19 protein-coding genes are annotated in these 18,119 nt (G+C 41.4%); 11 read left to right on the forward strand and 8 right to left on the reverse strand.

What is annotated here, in order from left to right:
- Window positions 1–53: 53 nt before the first annotated feature.
- A complete protein-coding gene (leuB, locus tag BKK52_RS02095; protein ID WP_077420130.1) occupies window positions 54–1,130 on the reverse strand; it encodes a 3-isopropylmalate dehydrogenase in 1,077 nt (358 codons plus the stop codon).
- 217 nt (window positions 1,131–1,347) lie between these two features.
- Here leuB and BKK52_RS14045 point away from each other — a divergent pair, with 217 nt between their 5' ends.
- Window positions 1,348–1,470, forward strand: coding sequence for a hypothetical protein (locus tag BKK52_RS14045; protein WP_256843269.1), 123 nt, complete (start codon window positions 1,348–1,350; stop codon window positions 1,468–1,470).
- 175 nt (window positions 1,471–1,645) lie between these two features.
- Here BKK52_RS14045 and leuA read toward each other — a convergent pair whose 3' ends face one another.
- The 3 genes from leuA to BKK52_RS02115 form a co-directional block, all read right to left on the reverse strand.
- Window positions 1,646–3,199 (reverse strand): 2-isopropylmalate synthase, encoded by a 1,554-nt coding sequence (gene leuA / locus BKK52_RS02105; RefSeq protein WP_077416000.1) that lies wholly within the window; start codon window positions 3,197–3,199, stop codon window positions 1,646–1,648.
- 554 nt (window positions 3,200–3,753) lie between these two features.
- The gene (locus BKK52_RS02110) at window positions 3,754–5,736 is read right to left on the reverse strand and encodes an SEL1-like repeat protein (RefSeq protein WP_077477723.1); all 1,983 of its coding nucleotides are present in this window, start codon (window positions 5,734–5,736) and stop codon (window positions 3,754–3,756) included.
- Between the two features lie 13 nt (window positions 5,737–5,749).
- Window positions 5,750–6,364 (reverse strand): hypothetical protein, encoded by a 615-nt coding sequence (locus tag BKK52_RS02115; protein ID WP_077477725.1) that lies wholly within the window; start codon window positions 6,362–6,364, stop codon window positions 5,750–5,752.
- A 259-nt stretch (window positions 6,365–6,623) separates the two neighbouring features.
- Between BKK52_RS02115 and dprA the strand changes: the two genes are divergently transcribed.
- The 6 genes from dprA to BKK52_RS02145 all read left to right on the forward strand — a co-directional run bounded on the left by dprA (window position 6,624) and on the right by BKK52_RS02145 (window position 12,686).
- A complete protein-coding gene (gene dprA / locus BKK52_RS02120; RefSeq protein ID WP_077477758.1) occupies window positions 6,624–7,745 on the forward strand; it encodes a DNA-processing protein DprA in 1,122 nt (373 codons plus the stop codon).
- A gap of 40 nt (window positions 7,746–7,785) precedes the next feature.
- The gene (gene yaaA, locus BKK52_RS02125) at window positions 7,786–8,562 is read left to right on the forward strand and encodes a peroxide stress protein YaaA (RefSeq protein ID WP_077415994.1); all 777 of its coding nucleotides are present in this window, start codon (window positions 7,786–7,788) and stop codon (window positions 8,560–8,562) included.
- Window positions 8,555–9,148 (forward strand): hypothetical protein, encoded by a 594-nt coding sequence (locus BKK52_RS02130; protein WP_077477727.1) that lies wholly within the window; start codon window positions 8,555–8,557, stop codon window positions 9,146–9,148. The genes yaaA and BKK52_RS02130 overlap by 8 nt, the downstream gene beginning before the upstream one ends.
- Before the next feature lie 104 nt (window positions 9,149–9,252).
- On the forward strand, window positions 9,253–10,218 hold the full coding sequence (pfkA, locus tag BKK52_RS02135) for a 6-phosphofructokinase (RefSeq protein ID WP_077477729.1): 966 nt from the start codon (window positions 9,253–9,255) through the stop codon (window positions 10,216–10,218).
- Between the two features lie 90 nt (window positions 10,219–10,308).
- Complete coding sequence (locus BKK52_RS02140; protein WP_077420124.1) at window positions 10,309–11,295, forward strand: YeeE/YedE family protein; 987 nt, start codon at window positions 10,309–10,311, stop codon at window positions 11,293–11,295.
- Between the two features lie 14 nt (window positions 11,296–11,309).
- Window positions 11,310–12,686, forward strand: coding sequence for a rhodanese-like domain-containing protein (locus tag BKK52_RS02145; RefSeq protein ID WP_077477731.1), 1,377 nt, complete (start codon window positions 11,310–11,312; stop codon window positions 12,684–12,686).
- Window positions 12,687–12,756: 70 nt separating this feature from the next.
- Here BKK52_RS02145 and BKK52_RS02150 read toward each other — a convergent pair whose 3' ends face one another.
- From BKK52_RS02150 to rsmA, 4 genes are all read right to left on the reverse strand, one after another.
- Entirely contained in the window at window positions 12,757–14,091 is a 1,335-nt protein-coding gene (locus tag BKK52_RS02150) for an NAD(P)/FAD-dependent oxidoreductase (protein WP_077477733.1), read from the reverse strand.
- A 100-nt stretch (window positions 14,092–14,191) separates the two neighbouring features.
- The gene (locus BKK52_RS02155; RefSeq protein WP_077473880.1) at window positions 14,192–14,815 is read right to left on the reverse strand and encodes an HI_0552 family protein; all 624 of its coding nucleotides are present in this window, start codon (window positions 14,813–14,815) and stop codon (window positions 14,192–14,194) included.
- Window positions 14,816–14,856: 41 nt separating this feature from the next.
- On the reverse strand, window positions 14,857–15,684 hold the full coding sequence (gene apaH, locus BKK52_RS02160; protein ID WP_077473879.1) for a bis(5'-nucleosyl)-tetraphosphatase (symmetrical) ApaH: 828 nt from the start codon (window positions 15,682–15,684) through the stop codon (window positions 14,857–14,859).
- A 14-nt stretch (window positions 15,685–15,698) separates the two neighbouring features.
- On the reverse strand, window positions 15,699–16,559 hold the full coding sequence (rsmA, locus tag BKK52_RS02165) for a 16S rRNA (adenine(1518)-N(6)/adenine(1519)-N(6))-dimethyltransferase RsmA (protein WP_077477735.1): 861 nt from the start codon (window positions 16,557–16,559) through the stop codon (window positions 15,699–15,701).
- Between the two features lie 206 nt (window positions 16,560–16,765).
- Between rsmA and infA the strand changes: the two genes are divergently transcribed.
- The 4 genes from infA to rpsR all read left to right on the forward strand — a co-directional run bounded on the left by infA (window position 16,766) and on the right by rpsR (window position 18,104).
- On the forward strand, window positions 16,766–16,984 hold the full coding sequence (gene infA, locus BKK52_RS02175) for a translation initiation factor IF-1 (protein WP_013746899.1): 219 nt from the start codon (window positions 16,766–16,768) through the stop codon (window positions 16,982–16,984).
- A 187-nt stretch (window positions 16,985–17,171) separates the two neighbouring features.
- Window positions 17,172–17,549 carry a 30S ribosomal protein S6 gene (gene rpsF, locus BKK52_RS02180; protein ID WP_077420117.1) on the forward strand — a complete coding sequence of 126 codons (378 nt, stop codon included), beginning with the start codon at window positions 17,172–17,174 and terminating at the stop codon, window positions 17,547–17,549.
- Window positions 17,536–17,862 carry a primosomal replication protein N gene (priB, locus tag BKK52_RS02185; protein WP_077477737.1) on the forward strand — a complete coding sequence of 109 codons (327 nt, stop codon included), beginning with the start codon at window positions 17,536–17,538 and terminating at the stop codon, window positions 17,860–17,862. Before rpsF ends, priB begins: the two co-directional genes overlap by 14 nt.
- Before the next feature lie 11 nt (window positions 17,863–17,873).
- Complete coding sequence (rpsR, locus tag BKK52_RS02190; protein ID WP_018355466.1) at window positions 17,874–18,104, forward strand: 30S ribosomal protein S18; 231 nt, start codon at window positions 17,874–17,876, stop codon at window positions 18,102–18,104.
- Window positions 18,105–18,119 lie beyond the last annotated feature (15 nt).

Here is an 18,119-nt window from a genome sequence, read left to right on the forward strand (position 1 = left end):
CAATTTATTTTAGGTTATTCGTGCGTGAACCCAAGGGTTCACACACCCTACGATTAAATTGCTTCCGCAATTAACGTTCCCATTTCCGCCGTGGAAACAGGCGCTGAATCATCCGCTAAATCACCGGTGCGATAGCCGCTTGCCAGAACTTTTTGTACGGCATTTTCAATGGCATCAGCCGCTTCATTTAAATTGAAGCTATAACGTAGCATCATCGCTGCTGATAAAATTTGAGCAATCGGGTTGGCGATACCTTTTCCTGCAATATCCGGTGCAGAACCGCCTGCAGGCTCGTATAAACCAAAGCCTTCTTCGTTCAAACTGGCGGAAGGTAACATTCCCATTGAGCCTGTAATCATCGCCGCTTCATCGGAAATAATATCGCCAAAAATATTCGAGCAGAGCAACACATCAAAAGATTCCGGTGCTTTGATTAATTGCATGGTCGCATTATCGATATACATATTTTCAACGGTGACTTCAGGGTAGTCTTTGGCAATTTCTGCGACGGTTTCACGCCATAAAATAGAGGACTGTAACACATTGGCTTTATCCACCGAGGTGAGGTGTTTACGGCGTTTCATGGCTGCCTCAAATGCTGCACGGGCAATGCGTTCGATCTCATATTTATAATAGACTTCGGTATCGAAGGCTTTGGTTTGTGCCCCTTCACCTTCACGCCCTTTCGGCTGACCAAAATAAATCCCACCGGTAAGCTCACGCACCACCACCATATCAAACCCTTTTGCGGCAATATCCGCACGCAATGGGCAGAATTTTTCTAATCCTTTATAAAGGGTTGCCGGACGCAGGTTACAGAATAATTTGAAATGTTTACGCAATGGTAATAATGCCCCACGTTCCGGCTGTTGATCAGGGGGTAAATTTGTCCATTTTGGGCCACCTACGGAGCCGAATAAAATTGCATCTGCGGCTTCACACCCTTTTAAGGTTTCTGCAGGCAATGGACTACCACAGTAATCGATTGCCGCACCGCCTACATAAAATTCATTAAAGTTGAATTTAACATCGAATTTCTCTTGGATTTTATTGAGGACTTTGAGTGCTTCGGCCATCACTTCAGGACCGATACCGTCACCGGGGAGGACGGCGATGTTGTATGATTTCATTTGGGTTTTTCCTATTTTTATGTATTGAGTTTCGCCCAATGGGCGACCTACTTTTCTTTGCTTGTGCAAAGCAAAGTAGGCAAAAGAAACACACCCCAGTTAAATTGCTGATCTTTGCTTGGTTTCAATTTTCTTGACGGCAATTTTCTGAACCCGCCGCAAGCGGCTCAAACAGACGAAAATTTCCTAAAAATTGAAAGTCGCAAAGGCAATTTATATGGGGCCCCAAATTTATCGGAGCGTTATTTTAAAAGTGCGGTTGATTTTAAGTTTGTTTTTCCACCGCACTTTATTCGTAGAAAGAACAAAATGGGTTCCCTTCTTTGCCGCCTTTGTGTAATTGAATTTGTAGGAAATTTTCGTTTGTTTGAGCGTAGCGAGTTTAGAAAATTTCCGTTAAGCAAATTCAATGGAACAAAGGATTAAGGCAAAGCAGGGTTGCCTTTCTTTTGGTTACTTTTCTTTGGCAAAGCAAAGAAAAGTAACTCGCCCTTCAGGGCGAAACCTGAACGGGATTAAGCCCCGACTGCTTTATGATGTTTAATATCCGCCACTTTATGAGCTCGATAAATCGCATTAATCGCATGCACCAACGCCAATGCGGAGGATTCCACAATATCTGTGGCTAATCCCACACCGTGGAATTTTCTGCCTTCGTGTTCTACCACAATATCTACTTGGCCTAGGGCTTCTGCGCCTTCGCCTTTAGCGGTGAGGTGGTAGTGGGACATTTTGATGTCTAAGCCTGTTAAGGTCAAAATCGCATTATAGACGGCATCGACCGGGCCGTTTCCACCGATAGAGGAGGTGCTTAATTTTTCGCCGTCTAATTGTAGTTGAACAAAGGCGGTGGCAGGGTATTCTTTGGTCGAGTGCGCAGAAAGTTTATCCAATACCAAACGATCTTCATCGCCTTGTTGCATATCAATAAAGGCTAAGGCTTCTAAATCGTAATCAAACACTTGCCCTTTTTTATCGGCTAATTTCAAAAACGCATCGTATAATTTATCCAAATCATAATCTTGCTCGGTGTACCCCATATCCGCCATATGGCCTTTCACTGCGGCACGACCGGAACGGGCGGTGAGGTTCAATTTCTCTTTTTTCAACCCAATGGTTTCCGGCGACATAATTTCGTAGGTATTTTTATTTTTTAACATTCCGTCTTGATGAATACCGGAAGAATGGGCGAAAGCGTTAGAACCCACAATGGCTTTATTCGGTTGAATTGGCATATTGCAAAGCTGGCTCACCATTTGGCTGACACGGTGGATCTCTTGCGTGTTAATACGGGTATCCACACCGAACAATTCTTGACGGATTTTAATCGCCATGACCACTTCTTCAAGGGCGGTATTACCGGCACGTTCGCCGATACCATTAATCGTACATTCAATTTGACGTGCCCCATTTTGTACTGCGGTTAAGGAATTGGCAGTTGCCATACCCAAATCGTTATGGCAATGCACGGAAATCACCGCTTTATCGATATTCGGTACTCGGTTACGCACTTGCGCAATAATATTACCGTATTCCGTTGGCAAGCAATAACCTACGGTATCAGGGATATTAACGGTGGTCGCCCCGGCGTTGATTGCCGCCTCGACAATACGACAAATATTATCAATACCGGTACGACCGGCATCTTCGCAGGAAAATTCTACATCGTCGGTGTAATTACGGGCACGTTTTACTGCCGCTACCGCCATTTCTACCACCTCATCAAAGGTGCGTTTTAATTTCGCTTCCACGTGCAAGGCAGAACTGGCGATAAAGGTGTGAATACGGAAGGCTTCCGCCACTTTTAAGGCTTCATAGGCAGCATCAATATCTTTATCCACTGCTCGGGATAACGCTGCCACACGCGAATTTTTGATATGGCGTGCAATGGTTTGCACAGATTCAAAATCTCCTTGGGAAGAAACCGGAAAACCCACTTCCATCACATCCACCCCTAAGCGTTCCAACGCCAAGGCAATTTGCAATTTTTCTTTCACGGTCAAACTTGCTTTTAATGCTTGTTCGCCATCACGCAACGTGGTGTCAAAAATAATCACACGATCTGTCATAACAATGTCCTTCTAAAATCACGCCAAAAGTGCGGTTGTTTTTTGCAAAATTTTTTAAACAAAAACCCGCAACTTTTTGAAGTGCGGGTTGGTTGAATGAAGAGGATTTACATTGACTTGTTTTTCATCCACAACTTAGCCGCACAAAGCATGTGAGCGCAGCAGGTTGAGGGATAAAAAAACAGAAGAAAACATAAAAATCCTATGAAAATTCGTTGTAAAACCCTTGCTATGTTACGAATAAATCAAACGCTGTCAAATGCTTTTTTAGCGTTTTATCTTTTAATTTTAGATATTTACCGAAATAATCTAGAAGATTAAACTAAAAACCTCTTCATTTACAGATGAAAATGCCAAATAATTTAGCTTAACCTTGCTTTTTCTCTACTTTTTATTCATTTCTAAGGCTACAAAAAAATCATCAATTTTTTTGTTTTTACGCTTTTTAGGCAAAAGTGCAGTAGAAAAAACGGTCGTTTTTTCCTTTCTCATCGAATTTAGCTCTTTATGAAAAAAGAACCCTTCCATAAGGTGAAGGGTTCTTTTCCGAGGTTTTAATTTTCCTTTTTATTTTTTGATCTTTTGCCAAGTAAAAACGCAATCAGTGCCAGCACTAACGCCCCGAAGCCACCCAATATAGCAGCCCAATATTCACCAAATATTTTTTCAAGCGGGTTTGGAAGGTTTTGCAATCTTTCATCTTGATAATTTTGACATCCGTCCTGGCTACCGTTATCACAAGCCAGTCCAAATAATTCTTTGGCTTTATATAAATCTTGTCGTACGGTTTTACCGTTTAAATATTGCAATCCCAGTGTATTTTGTGCTGCCGAGTGATTTTGTTTCGCGGCTTGGGTTAAATAATCAAGACCTTTAGGAATATCTTTTTTATAACCAAAATATTCGTTATCTTCTTGAGTTCTCCAACCCAACCAAAATTTTCCTAACCAATATTGCGCTTCTTGATTATTCATTTCAGCTGCTTTCGTTATAAATTCAAGAGCTTGCTGTTTATTTTCTTCTACCCCCCATCCTCCATGATAATTAAGTGCAAGTTGATACAAAGCTTCTGCATTTTTAGGCTCATTTTTTACTTTGGCTAAATTTACCTCAAAGTCCGCCTTGCCTTTTTCAATGAGATTTTTTGCAAATTCTTTTCTAAACTCTGCCTCACGCTCTTTCTCCTCTTTACGTTCTCTTTCCCAGCGTTCCGCCATACTTTCAGCACTTTCGACTAAAAACATATCTTTCATATTATTGTAATTATTACAGCCGTTCTGATCGCCTAAATCACAACCTTTACCATAAAGCTCACGGGCTTTGTGTTTATCTTGTCTTGTGCCATAGCCATTTTCATAAAGATAACCAAGATTTGTGGTAGCTGCGGCATGTTTTTGTTCCGCCGCTTTTTCATACCATTTTTTGGCTTGAATATAATCTTGTTCTACCCCTTCTCCTATATAATACGACACACCAAGATTAAATTGCGCCTCCGTATAGCCTTGTTCGGCGGCTTTTGTGAACCATTTTACCGCTTCAGTATAATCTTGTTTTACCCCTTCTCCTCTGTCATACGACATACCAAGATTAAATTGCGCATTTGCATACCCCTGTTCGGCGGCTTTTGTGAACCATTTCACCGCTTCGGTATAATCTTGTTTTACCCCTCGTCCACTGACATACATAAAACCAAGATTATATTGTCCAACTGAATTCCCCTGTTCAGCGGCTTTTGTGTACCACTTTATCGCCTCGACATCATCTTGTTTTACGCCTCGTCCATTGGCATACATCCCACCAAGATTAGATTGTGCATTTGCATCCCCTTGTTTGGCAGCTTTTCTATACCACTTTACCGCTTCAACATAATCTTGTTTTACCCCTTTTCCTCCTTCATACGACATACCAAGATGAAATTGCGCCTCCACATTGCCTTGTTCGGCGGCTTTTGTGTACCATTTTGCGGCTTCGGCATCATCTTGTTTTACGCCTTCTCCTCTTTCATATGATACACCAAGATTAAATTGCGCATTTGCATACCCCTGTTCGGCGGCTTTTGTGAACCATTTCACCGCTTCGGTATAATCTTGTTTTACCCCTTGCCCACTGACATACATAAAACCAAGATAATATTGTGCAACTGCATACCCCTGTTCGGCGGCTTTTGTGTACCATTTTGCGGCTTCGGCATCATCTTGTTTTACCCCTTGTCCATGGACATACATACTACCAAGATTAGATTGTGCAACTACTGCCCCCTGTTCGGCGGCTTTTGTTAACCACTTTACAGCTTCAACATAATCTTGTTTTACACCTTGCCCTTCCGCATACATAAACCCAAGATTATCTTGTGCCTTTACGTCACCTTGTTCTGCTAACGGTTTCCATAAACTAAACGCTGTTTGATAATCACCTTTCTCAATAGCTTTAACTCCTTGTAGAAATTGAGCTTCATCGTTTTCGTAATTAGCCAAAGCAATAGGGCTTGTGGTGGTAGAAAAAGCAAAAAGTGCGGTGAAAAGTTTGGTTAGTTTCATTTGAAATACCTTCTTATTTAATTTCCTTGTTAAGTTGTTTTAAAAACGCTTTTTGTTTTTGTGCATATTCGTTAATTAAAGGAATAAATTCATCAATATCCGGTTGAACATCATAAATAAAATAATTTCCATCTTGTGTTTGTTGACTATGAAATCCTTCAGATAAAGTAGTTTTTATTCTTTTATATCTTTGGTGTAGATTGGTGAGGTCATCTTTGAAGTCTTGAATAATATTCCGAGTTTTACTTTGTGAAACCACATAAATCTCATCAAGTCGGTTTAAATAAAATTCAATATTCCAATTGGTATGCCACACTTTTGAGTAATATTCTTCAATATCGTCATAATCCGTATTAAAACGATTAAAAGTCGGTATAAAATGTTGACGATAATTGTCTTTCAATTCCCTAATACATCTTAAAATTTTGTCGGTTTTCCATATTTTGTAGGTGCTTCTTAAGGCTAATCCGGAAAAAATGGCAGCGATTAATGCCCCTATTCCTGATAGCCATTCGTGTAGTTTTCCTGAAAGAAAATCCATGTAAATACTATTTGCCATAACAATACCAAAAAGTGTGCCGGCTATTAGCCCAATTGAGAATTTAGCGGTTGACCATAATTGCTTCATTTTTAAACATAAAACCAGTGAAATAAAACCCGCCTATTGAAAAAAAAAAAACGATTGTGTCAAGCTATTAAAGAGTGGTTTTGCAAGTTTTTGAGAAAAAACTGAGGGAGCGGATTTTTGAGCAGATAGAGAAAGGTGGGCGGATTACCTGACTTTGATTTCTATTTTTGAGACACAGATCGCAAAAGTGCGGCGAAAAACTCGCACATTTTTCTATTTATTACATAATCAAACCTTTATTGAAGGAATGGGAAAAGAAATGAACAATATAAACGAAACTTTACTTCGTTTAATGCAAGTGCCTAAATTAGGCAGCGTGGCAATTGAGAGAATTTTATCGAATGTTACGTTAAAAGAATTATTACAGTATGATGAAACGGCTTTTCGTCAAATGGGCTGGAGTGCTATTCAAATTCGCCGTTGGTTTAAACCGGAAAGGAAATTTATAGATTCGGCACTGATTTGGGCGGAGAAAGAGGGAAATCATTTAGTGAATTATTTTTCACCGTTTTACCCTTATTTATTGAAACAAATTTCAAGTTTTCCTCCTTTATTATTTGTAAAAGGCAATGTGACGGTGATTTCACAGCGGCAAATGGCCATGGTGGGTAGTCGATATTGCACCGCTTATGGGGAACAGTGGGCAAAATATTTTGCCACAGAATTATCCCTTGCCGGTTTTACCATTACAAGCGGATTAGCTTTAGGGATTGACGGACACAGTCATCGTGCGGTAGTGGAGATTAAAGGACAAACTATTGCGGTATTGGGAAGTGGGTTAAACGAAATTTATCCGGCAAAACATCGTGAATTAGCAAAACAGATTATTGAAAATAATGGTGCGTTAGTGTCCGAATTTGCGCCAAACCAACCACCAATTGCCGCTCACTTTCCACGTCGTAATCGGATTATTAGCGGGCTTTCGGTGGGAACATTGGTGATTGAGGCAACGGAAAAAAGTGGTTCCCTAATTACGGCACGTTACGCTTTGGAACAAAATCGTGAAATTTTTGCGTTACCCGGAAGTGTGATGAGTGAATTTAGCCGGGGTTGTAACCGATTGATTAAACAAGGCGGTATGCTGGTCGAAGATGTGAAAGATATTCTTGATACGCTTTATCAACATTCTATTCATAGCCAAACGAAAATCGATTTTAACCAAGTAGAAACCGCAACCTATACCCCACCACCGGATCCTCGTAGAGTGGTTGAGGCACCAAGTCATCCTAAACTTTATGCGAGAATCGGCTACACGCCGGTGAGTATTGATGATCTAGCACAGGAATTTGGTTTGCCGGTAGATGTGTTGTTGGTGCAGCTTTTAGATTTAGAGTTACAGGATCTGATTCTTAATGAAAATGGGCTTTATAAACGGGTATAGAAATATGCTAGAATGGCGTGCATTCTATTAAGGAGAGACTATGTTAGCCATTATTTCCCCCGCAAAAACCCTCGATTTTGAAAGTGCGGTGAGAAAACTTCCTGTTTTTCAACCGCACTTAACCGATTACAGTGCCCAATTAATTGATATTTGTCGCCAATTTTCTCCACAAGACATTGCTTCTTTAATGTCTATCAGCGATAAGCTGGCAGGGCTTAATGCCGCACGTTTTGCCGAGTGGACTATGGAACACAACGAACAGAATTCACGTGCCGCCATTTTTGCGTTTAAAGGCGATGTTTATACCGGCTTAGATGTCGATACCTTATCTAATGATGATATCCTGTTTGCACAATCTCATTTGCGTATGCTTTCCGGCTTGTATGGTTTACTTCGACCTCTGGATTTAATGCAGCCTTATCGTTTGGAAATGGGGACAAAATTAGCCAATAAAAAAGGCAAGGATCTTTATGCATTTTGGGGAAATGTGATTACCCAATCACTCCAGCAAGCCCTTGATGCACAAGGTGAGAATGTGTTGATTAATCTTGCCTCGGACGAATATTATAAATCGGTGAAAGAAAGCCAACTTCACGCACAAATCATCAAACCGATCTTTTTAGATAACAAAAACGGTCAATATAAAGTAGTGAGTTTTTATGCGAAAAAAGCCCGAGGGTTGATGTGCCGTTATATGATTCAACAGCGTTTAACCCAAGCGGAACAATTAAAAGATTTCGATTTAGGTGGTTATTGGTTTGATGAAGCGGCTTCTAATGAAAAAGAATGGATCTTTAAGCGGGAGCATTATGAATAAAATTATTGTTATTTTGACCGCACTTTTCCTCTCAGCCTGTGTAAGTCAACCTTCACAACTGGATATCCCTGAGCAGATTCAATACCAAAACAAACACTATCATAAAGCCGCCGGGCAAGATTTAGGCTCGGTGGCACGTTATGTCTATGCTAGTCAACCGGACACTTTAGAAAAATGGCAGTCACAAATTGAATTGCTGTTGGATCGTAATGAAAGGCAGCTTGATATTAAAGATCGAATTACTTTGCGTGAGCGTGTTTATCGCAACACGGAAGTAGCATCATTCAAATTAACGCCAATCAAAAACAGCAAAACCAATAGGGATGAAGGATTAAAAGGCTATGTAATTTACGCACCGACGGAAAAAGATCCTTATTGGCAGGTGAATATGATGAGGGGAAAAGAAATGGCAACATGTGGTTTTGTACAATTTCAATATTCCCAAAAAGTGAAGAAAAGCCGACATTTAAGTAGGGAAAAAATTTTACGGTATTTGCAGAAATACCTCATTGCAAAGGAAATGAAACAGATTGATAACATGCCTTGGCAGTGGCACTGTCAAAATATCAACAGAAAATTTATCTAGATCAAAAGGTGAAGACATTTCTTAAATTTTTTCTAGAGCCATTAGACTGAATCGTGTAACCTTAGCAACATTTCTTTATTTTTAACTTAATAAGTAGGTCGTATATGATTAAAAAAATTGCAGTATTAACCAGTGGTGGTGATGCCCCGGGGATGAACGCTGCCATTCGTGGCGTGGTACGTGCGGCATTAGCGGAAGGTTTGGATGTTTTTGGTATCTATGATGGTTATCAAGGCTTATATAACAATAAAATTAAGCAATTAAACCGTTATAGTGTCTCTGATGTGATTAATCGTGGCGGGACATTTTTAGGTTCTGCACGTTTCCCTGAGTTTAAAAATCCGGAAGTGCGGGCAAAATGTGCGGAGATTTTACGTTCGCACGGCATTGATGCCTTAGTGGTGATTGGCGGTGACGGTTCTTATATGGGGGCTAAACTTCTCACGGAAGAACACGGTTTCCCTTGTGTCGGTATTCCGGGCACGATTGATAATGATGTGGCGGGAACGGATTACACCATCGGTTATCAAACCGCACTACAAACGGCGGTGGATGCGATTGACCGTTTACGTGATACCTCAAGTTCCCACCAGCGTATTTCTATCGTAGAAATTATGGGACGTCATTGTAGCGATTTAACTATTTCTGCAGGTATTGCCGGTGGTTGTGAATATATCGTTGCCTCTGAAATGGAATTTGATCGTGAAGAGTTAGTTCAGCAAATCGAACGCAGTATTATTCGGGGTAAACGCCATGCGATCATTGCGATCACTGAATTAATTACGGATGTTCATTCCCTTGCAAAAGAAATTGAAGCACGTGTAGGACACGAAACCCGCGCAACCGTATTAGGCCATATTCAACGTGGCGGTTCACCTTGTGCATTTGACCGTATTTTGGCTTCACGCATGGGGGTTTATGCGGTGGATATTCTACTTCAGGGCAAAGGCGGTTATTGTGTTGGGATCCAAAACGAACAGCTTGTTCACCATGATATTATTGATGCGATCAATAATATGCGCCGTGAATTCAAAGCGGATTGGTTGGAAGTAGCGAAACGCTTAGAATAAGTCATAAAAAAGTGCGGTTGTTTTCAACCGCATTTTTATATGCTACGCTTTGTCACCTCATATCTAAACATCAGTATTAAGGTTTAATCAATGTTTACGGGTCTTTTAGTTGGGATTGCTTTCGGAATCCTCCTTCAGCGAACACAATTTTGCTTTGTTTCAGGCTTTCGCCGTTTATTGTTTGAAAAAAATTTCCAATTTTTAACCGCACTTTTCATCGCCGTAAGTGTGCAATCAGTGGGCTTTTTTACGCTTGCTGAGTTCGATCTTCTCACCATTCCTCAAACCCCTTTACCGATTTTTGCCACCGTAGTTGGGGGGCTGTTATTTGGTGTGGGAATGGTGTTAAGCAACTGTTGTGGAAGTGGTGCTTGGTTTCGTTCAGCAGAAGGAGCACTTGGGAGTTTTTTAGCCTTGGTGGCTTTTGCGATAACCTTGGCATCAACACAAAGCGGCAGTCTTCATCATTTTATCCGCCGTTGGACGCAACAAAGCCCCCCCTGGGATAACATCTACTTAACGTTAGCGATTTCACCTTGGTGGTTAGTGGGCATATTAGTGTTTTTTACCCTCATTTTATTTTTTCGCCGAGAAAAATTCAGTCGTGCTGAAAATCTTTCATTTTTTAACCGCACGTTTAAAAGTGATTGGAATCCTTATCTCGGCGGATTGTTAATGGGAGGATTGGGCGTTTTGGCATGGTATCTCAGTGCACAAACCGGCCGTAATTATGGCTATGGCATTGCCGTGCCCTCCGCCAATGTTGTGCAATATTTAGTGATTGGACAACAACGCTATTTAAACTGGGGGAGTTTATTTGTTTTAGGCATTCCGCTGGGGGCGTTTATCATGGCGAAACTAAGCGGTGATTTTCAGTTAAGAATGCCTGAACCAAAAGAGGCTTTACGCCGCATTGCAGGTGGTGTAACGATGGGGTTTGGAGCGGCACTGGCCGGCGGTTGTACGGTTACTAATGCATTAGTGGCAACAGCTTATTTTTCTTGGCAAGGTTGGTTGGCAACGGGCTGTATTTTAATGGGATGTTGGGGAGCGAATAAATGGCTCGTCAAAAGATAAAAGGAAAAAACACAATGAAATTTAACCGCACTTTATTGGGCACAAGTCTGCTATTTTTGCTTGCCGCATGTGAAGATAATCAAGTGAAAACCATTGAAACCAAAGCACTTTTAGAGAATTTAAATAATCCGAATTATGTGATTATTGATTCTCGTCAAGACAGCTTTTACAACGGTTTTAAAGATAACAATGCGACACGCGGCGGGCATATTCCTGGTGCTGTGTCGTTTTCTTGTGCCTGGTTGGATGCCATCGCACCGGACAAATTTGAATCTTTTGCGACAGCTAAAGGCATCACAAAAGATAAAACCTTGGTTTTTTACGATTCTAATCCCGATAATCTTGCTTGTATCAGTGCGGATTTCGCTGCCAAAGGTTACAAAACATTCGTTTTTAATGATTTTGTGAGCTATGCCAATGCGGGCTATCCTTTGGAATATTTTCCAAATTTCCATTATAGCGTATCGCCTGACTGGGTTAATGCGGTGATTAACGGAGAAAAACCGGAAACCTACGAGAATAATCAATTTGCCGTTTTTGAGGTTTCTTGGGGGCCTTTGGAGAAATCGCAGGGGTATGTTCAACATATTGGGGGGGCCTATCACTTCGATACAGATTGGATTGAAAACGGTCCCATTTGGAATTTATCCTCACCGGAGGTGATTGAACAAAATTTATTAAAAAATGGTATCACTGCGGATAAAACGATTATTTTATATTCTGATAACCAATTAGCGGCCTATCGTGTATTCTGGGCGTTGAAATGGGCAGGCGTGAAAGATGTGAGAGTGTTAAACGGTAATCTTTCGACGTGGATGGATGCTAATTTGCCCACAGAGACCACAATGAATACGCCTGCACCAGAAACCGTTTTTGGTGCAAAAATTCCAGCCAATCCCGCAATTGATATTGAAACCCCAAAAGAAATTATCGCCGCTCAAAAACAGGGATTGAAGTTAATCAGCAATCGGGCTTGGGATGAATATGTAGGAAAAATCAGCGGCTATGATTATATTCCGGGAAAAGGTGAGCCTTTGGGCGCAATTTGGGGCTTTGCCGGAACGGATTCGTCCAATATGGCGGATTATTATGATCCCGATGGAACGTTGCGCAATCCAAATGAAATATTTGCTTTATGGAAAACCCAAGGCATTGAAAAAAATGATAAATTAGCCTTTTATTGTGGTACGGGCTGGCGTGCCGGCGTGCCTTGGTTTATGACGCAGCTCGCCGGTTGGACAAATACCGCCGTGTATGACGGTGGCTGGAATCAATGGCAAATGGATTCCATTTACCCTGTACAAAAAGGTGCGCCGAATAATCTTTTAAAACCGGATGCCAAAAATGATTTTGGTAAAGTAATGAAAAAAGGAAATTCTTGCAAAAGTTAATTTTCGCTAAAATTTGCATAGCTTTTTATTGCGTAAAAGTGCGGTCAGATTGACCGCACTTTTTTATGGATTAATGTAACTTCAATCTCGGTTTCAAATAGCGGTTAATTTTATCAACCAAAATAATCAACCCGATTTTGATACAGCCATGCAAAGCATGTTGATGCATGCGATAAAGGGAAACATAAGCAAATTGCGCAAATTTACCATGTACGGTTAATGGGTTTTTGCCAAATTTATTGGTTAAACTGCCCAGTGCAGTGAAACTGGAAAGTGACACCAACGTACCTTTATCATTATATTTAAAAGGTTTTAGCGGTTTGTTTTCAAAAATTGCAAAGATATTTTTTGCACAAGCCTTTGCCATTTGGTGTGCTGCCTGAGCACGTGGTGGAACTAATTTGCCGTTTTCTTGCATCAAAGCCGCACAGTCGCCAATCGCAAAAATACTATCATCGACCGTGGTTTGTAGCGTGCCCTTCACCACCAATTGATTAATACGGTTGATTTCCAAGCCGTCAAAATTATGGGTCACTTTCGATGTGCGTACACCCGCAGCCCAAACGATGAGATCGGCTTTGATTTCTTCGCCCTCTTTTGTCACAAGTGTATTTGGCTGAGCTTCCGTAATCATAGTATTCAATTTTACATTGGCACCCATTTCATGCAGTTCATCCAATACGGCGGCAGAGAGATCTTCCGGCAATGCGGGTAATAAACGAGGTCCGGCTTCCACTAATGTCACTTGCAGACAGGAACTGTCAATTTTTCCGTAACCGTAAGAAGATAAATCTTCTGCGGCGTGGTAAAGCTCTGCGGTCAATTCCACCCCTGTTGCACCGCCGCCTACAATGGCGATATTAACTTTGTTTTCATCCACCAGTTTTTGTTTTGACTCGGCTTCGCCAATATCATCCAACACACGATTTTCAGAAAATTTTAGGAAAAGTTCCAACATTTTATGTTGGAAACGTAAGGCTTGCTCGGAGCTGTCTAAGAAAATGCAATTCTCCGCTACACCTTTTGTGTTGAAATCGTTAGATTTACTGCCAATCGCCATCACAAGATAATCGTAAGGAATACGGCGGGCAATCACCAACATATCGCCTTCCTGTCCATAAACCGGGGCTAACTCCACATATTTTTGTTCACGATTGATGCGTGTAATTGAGCCTTGTTCAAAGCTAAAATAATGGTTTTTACCGTGGGCCCGATAACTTAATGAATCCACGCCGTCATCCATCACGCCTGTGGCAATTTCGTGTAATAAAGGTTTCCAAAGATGGGTGGCATTACGATCCACAAGGGTGATTTTTGCCTGTCCTTTGCGACCCAGTTTATCGCCTAAAAAAGTCGCCAATTCAATTCCGCCGGCCCCCCCGCCAACGATAACGACATTCTTCATACTGCTCTCCTAAATAAAATATTGTTAAAAATGTTAAATCTTTGTAATGATAGCATAACTCAAGAAATGATAAGAAAAACTTTTGTCAAAATAACCGCACTTATCGGTGGCAACGTTCATAAAGCGGTTGTAATTGCCGAATGGTATTGGCTATAAAATCAACAGGATAGATATTCTGTAATGCATTTTTTTCAATATTACGACCAATGCACCAAAAATCCTCATCAGAACGCAAAGATAAATCTTCCACCGCAAGCCGATTAACCTGACGAAAATCCGCATATTCGCTTTCATCGCCACGCCATATATCCCAATGGGAAAAGGCTTCAAAATCGAAATCATCCCACCACCGGTTATATTGTTGCAGATTAATTTGCGAGCGATCCGCGCGGTAACAATGCCAATCCAAACTCACGGAAAGGCGGCGGCGATTCAATAGAACAGAAAAAATTGCTGCTGAGTTTTGATTAAATTCATATTTAAAATATGCAAAAAAATGCGCCCGCACTTGCCATCCGTTCGTCCAGCTTTCAATGTGCGGCTTGGCAAATGGCGCGCCAAGTTGCACCGATACAGCCTGAATAATGGCTTTCCAATTTTCCCATTCCGTTTTGTAACGTGCCTTGATCGCCGGAATTTCTTCAGGACAAAATTTCTTCATTTGAGCAAATTGAAAGAAAGGAATATTGAAAAGATCGCAAGATTTTTCGGATAAAGTGAGCATGATTAAATTTCCAGAAAGTAAATGAGGCTTTAACGGCTTGGTTAAAAATCGTTGTAGTTTTTAATCGCACTTTGCGTGAAAACGCCCTTATCTTCCCAGCGCAACATTGTCATTCGGTTGTTCCAAACACAGCCCGTGTCCAAGGCGTAAATATTTTGCGGCGTGGGTTCGTCCACCAAGCTCGCCCAATGCCCGAAAACAATCGGGATTTGTTGATAAAGGGGATTTGGCAGATTAAACCAAGGGGTCAGTTCTGCCGGTGCGGCTTTCGGTGGGGCTTTACAAGCAAAATCCAAACGATGATCCCAATAGCAAAAACGCATTCGGGTGAATACATTGATACTGTAGCGCAGGCGTTCAATGCCTTGCAAATCAGGCGACCATCGATTCGGTGAGTTGTCGTACATTTGTGCAAGCAAGGCGGCAAAATCGCCGTTTTGTAAAATCTCTTCCACCTCTTTTGCACAGGCTTTTGCTGTCGCCAAATCCCAATCGGGTGAGATCCCGGCGTGTGCCATGACAACCCCCGGGTTTTCGTTGTGAACCAATAAAGGTTGATGACACAACCAATCCACCAGCTCCTCAAAATCGGGCGCATTAAAAATGGCGTCTACACGATCACGGGGTTTCACTTTTTTGATACCAAGTGTGGTGGCAATGAAATGTAAATCGTGATTGCCTAACACCGTTTGTGCAGCCTGGCCTAAGGATTTGACAAAACGTAAACATTCTAGGGATTTATCGCCCCGAGCCACCAAATCGCCCACAAGGTAAAGTTTATCCCGTGTCGGCTCAAATTCCACTTTTTCCAACAAAAGCTGTAATTCATCAAAACAACCATGCAGATCACCTACAAAATAATTTGCCATTTTTGACCGCTCTTTTATTCGTCTAAAGCCACAATTTCATCTTGTTTACCTTCTATCGGCGGATTGTCTGCCAACCAATTCGCCAAACGGGCATAATCGGCAATAGCGAGGTTTTCTGCGCGTGCGTTTAAATCGATACCAAGTGCGGTCAGATTTTCCGCTGAAAAGAGCGTGGAAAGTGCATTGCGTAATGTCTTACGACGTTGATTAAATGCTTGCGAACAAACACGGTTAAGCCAATATAAATCCTTTACAGGGTGAGGTAAGGTGGTATGCGGAACAAGACGAACCACAGCAGAATCCACTTTGGGCGCAGGTTTAAATGCACTTGGCGGCACTTCCAGCACCGGCATTACTTGGCAAAAATATTGTGCCATAATGGTTAACCGCCCGTAGGCTTTGCTGTTTGGTGCGGCGCAAAGACGTTTCACCACCTCTTTTTGGAGCATAAAATGCATATCTTGAATGAGGTGATGATATTGGAATAGATGGAACATCAACGGAGTAGAAATGTTATAAGGCAGATTGCCGAATACCCGCAATTTTTGTTTTGGCTCTCGGGTTTGTTCCGCATAAAGTTGTCCAAAATCAAATTGCATCGCATCGGTTTCGATCACCGTTAATTTTTGATGTAAAAAAGGATGGTGGCGTAAACGCTCAGCAAGATCACGGTCAAGTTCTACCACCGTTAAATGGTCTACTTGCTCACCAACCGGTTCGGTCAGTGCGCCAAGCCCGGGACCGATTTCCACTAAAAATTGTTCTTTTTGCGGATAAATTGCCGCCACAATGTTTTGGATCACATTATTATCGTGCAAAAAATTTTGCCCGAAACGTTTACGGGCGGTATGCCCTAAGTGTTTTTTTGAATTCATAATACACAATCTTTTATAAAAGTGCGGCTATTATAGACCCTGTTTCCGGTTTGTAAATCGTTGCAAATCCAGAGTAGATTGACTTTTTTCTGCTCAGTTTTATTTTCATCTTTCGCATAAGCCCAAAAACGGCTATAATCCGCGCGTTTTTTCAAAAATTGACCCAAAGTGCGGTCATAAAACCCCATTATTTTTTAGAGGATACAATGGCAAAAGAAGATAGTATTGAAATGCAAGGCACGATTTTGGAAACCTTACCGAATACGATGTTTCGCGTAGAATTGGAAAACGGCCACGTGGTGACGGCACATATTTCAGGCAAAATGCGTAAAAATTACATTCGTATTTTAACCGGGGATAAAGTAACCGTAGAAATGACCCCTTATGATTTAAGCAAAGGGCGAATCGTTTTCCGTAGCCGTTAATTCATTTCATTCTGTGAAGCCGATTTTTATCGGCTTTCTTTTTGCTTAAAAAGACTTCAACTCTATTGCGGAAAACAAAATTTTCGGTATAATCCGCAACCCTTAGCCACATTCAATTTTCGTTCCTTGCCTTTGCAGATTGGTGGCTGGTCTCCGTCAAAGGCTGATTAACCCGTAAGGAGCATTCATGCGTCACTACGAAATCGTGTTTATGGTTCATCCGGACCAAAGCGAGCAAGTACCAGGTATGATTGAACGTTACACAGGTTCTGTAAAAGAAGCCGGTGGTCAAGTTCATCGCCTAGAAGATTGGGGTCGTCGCCAATTAGCGTACCCAATTAATAAATTACACAAAGCACATTATGTGCTTATGAATGTAGAAGCGCCTCAACAAGTCATCGACGAGCTAGAAACGACTTTCCGTTATAACGATGCTGTATTACGCAGTCTTGTTATTCACACTAAGCACGCCGTAACAGAAGCGTCCCCAATGGTTAAGGCTAAAGAAGATCGTAAGCCTTTAACTGAAGTTGAAAACAACGATTTTGAGGATGCTGAAGAGTAATTCAACAATTGATAATCGCTTTTCGTTAATGGGCATTGTGACTCAGTTACCGAAACGATTAAAAAGCCCAAGCGGGATTGAGCATTGTCAATTTTGGTTAGAACATCGTTCTGAAAAAATCGAAACCGACTTACCACGCCAAGCGTGGTTAAAAATGCCCATTCAAGCCAGTGGTAATCAATTAGTTAAGAAAACTCAAAGCATTACGGTCGGCAGTCAACTATTGGTTGTGGGGTTTATTACTTCACATCGCACCTCAAAAGGGGTAAACCAATTAGTATTACATGCCGAGCAAATCGAATTTATAGATTAGGAGACAGCCAAATGGCACGTTATTTCCGTCGTCGTAAGTTCTGCCGTTTTACAGCGGAAAATGTTGTTGAAATCGATTACAAAGATATCGCTACATTAAAGAACTACATTTCTGAAAGCGGCAAAATTGTACCAAGCCGCATTACCGGTACTCGTGCGAAGTACCAACGTCAATTAGCCCGTGCGATCAAACGTGCGCGTTATTTAGCGTTATTACCTTACTCTGATGCTCATCATCATTAATAAGGAGAAGGTCGA

Origin of the sequence: Rodentibacter trehalosifermentans (assembly GCF_002000545.1) — a bacterium.
In the GTDB taxonomy this organism is placed as follows: domain Bacteria; phylum Pseudomonadota; class Gammaproteobacteria; order Enterobacterales; family Pasteurellaceae; genus Rodentibacter; species Rodentibacter trehalosifermentans.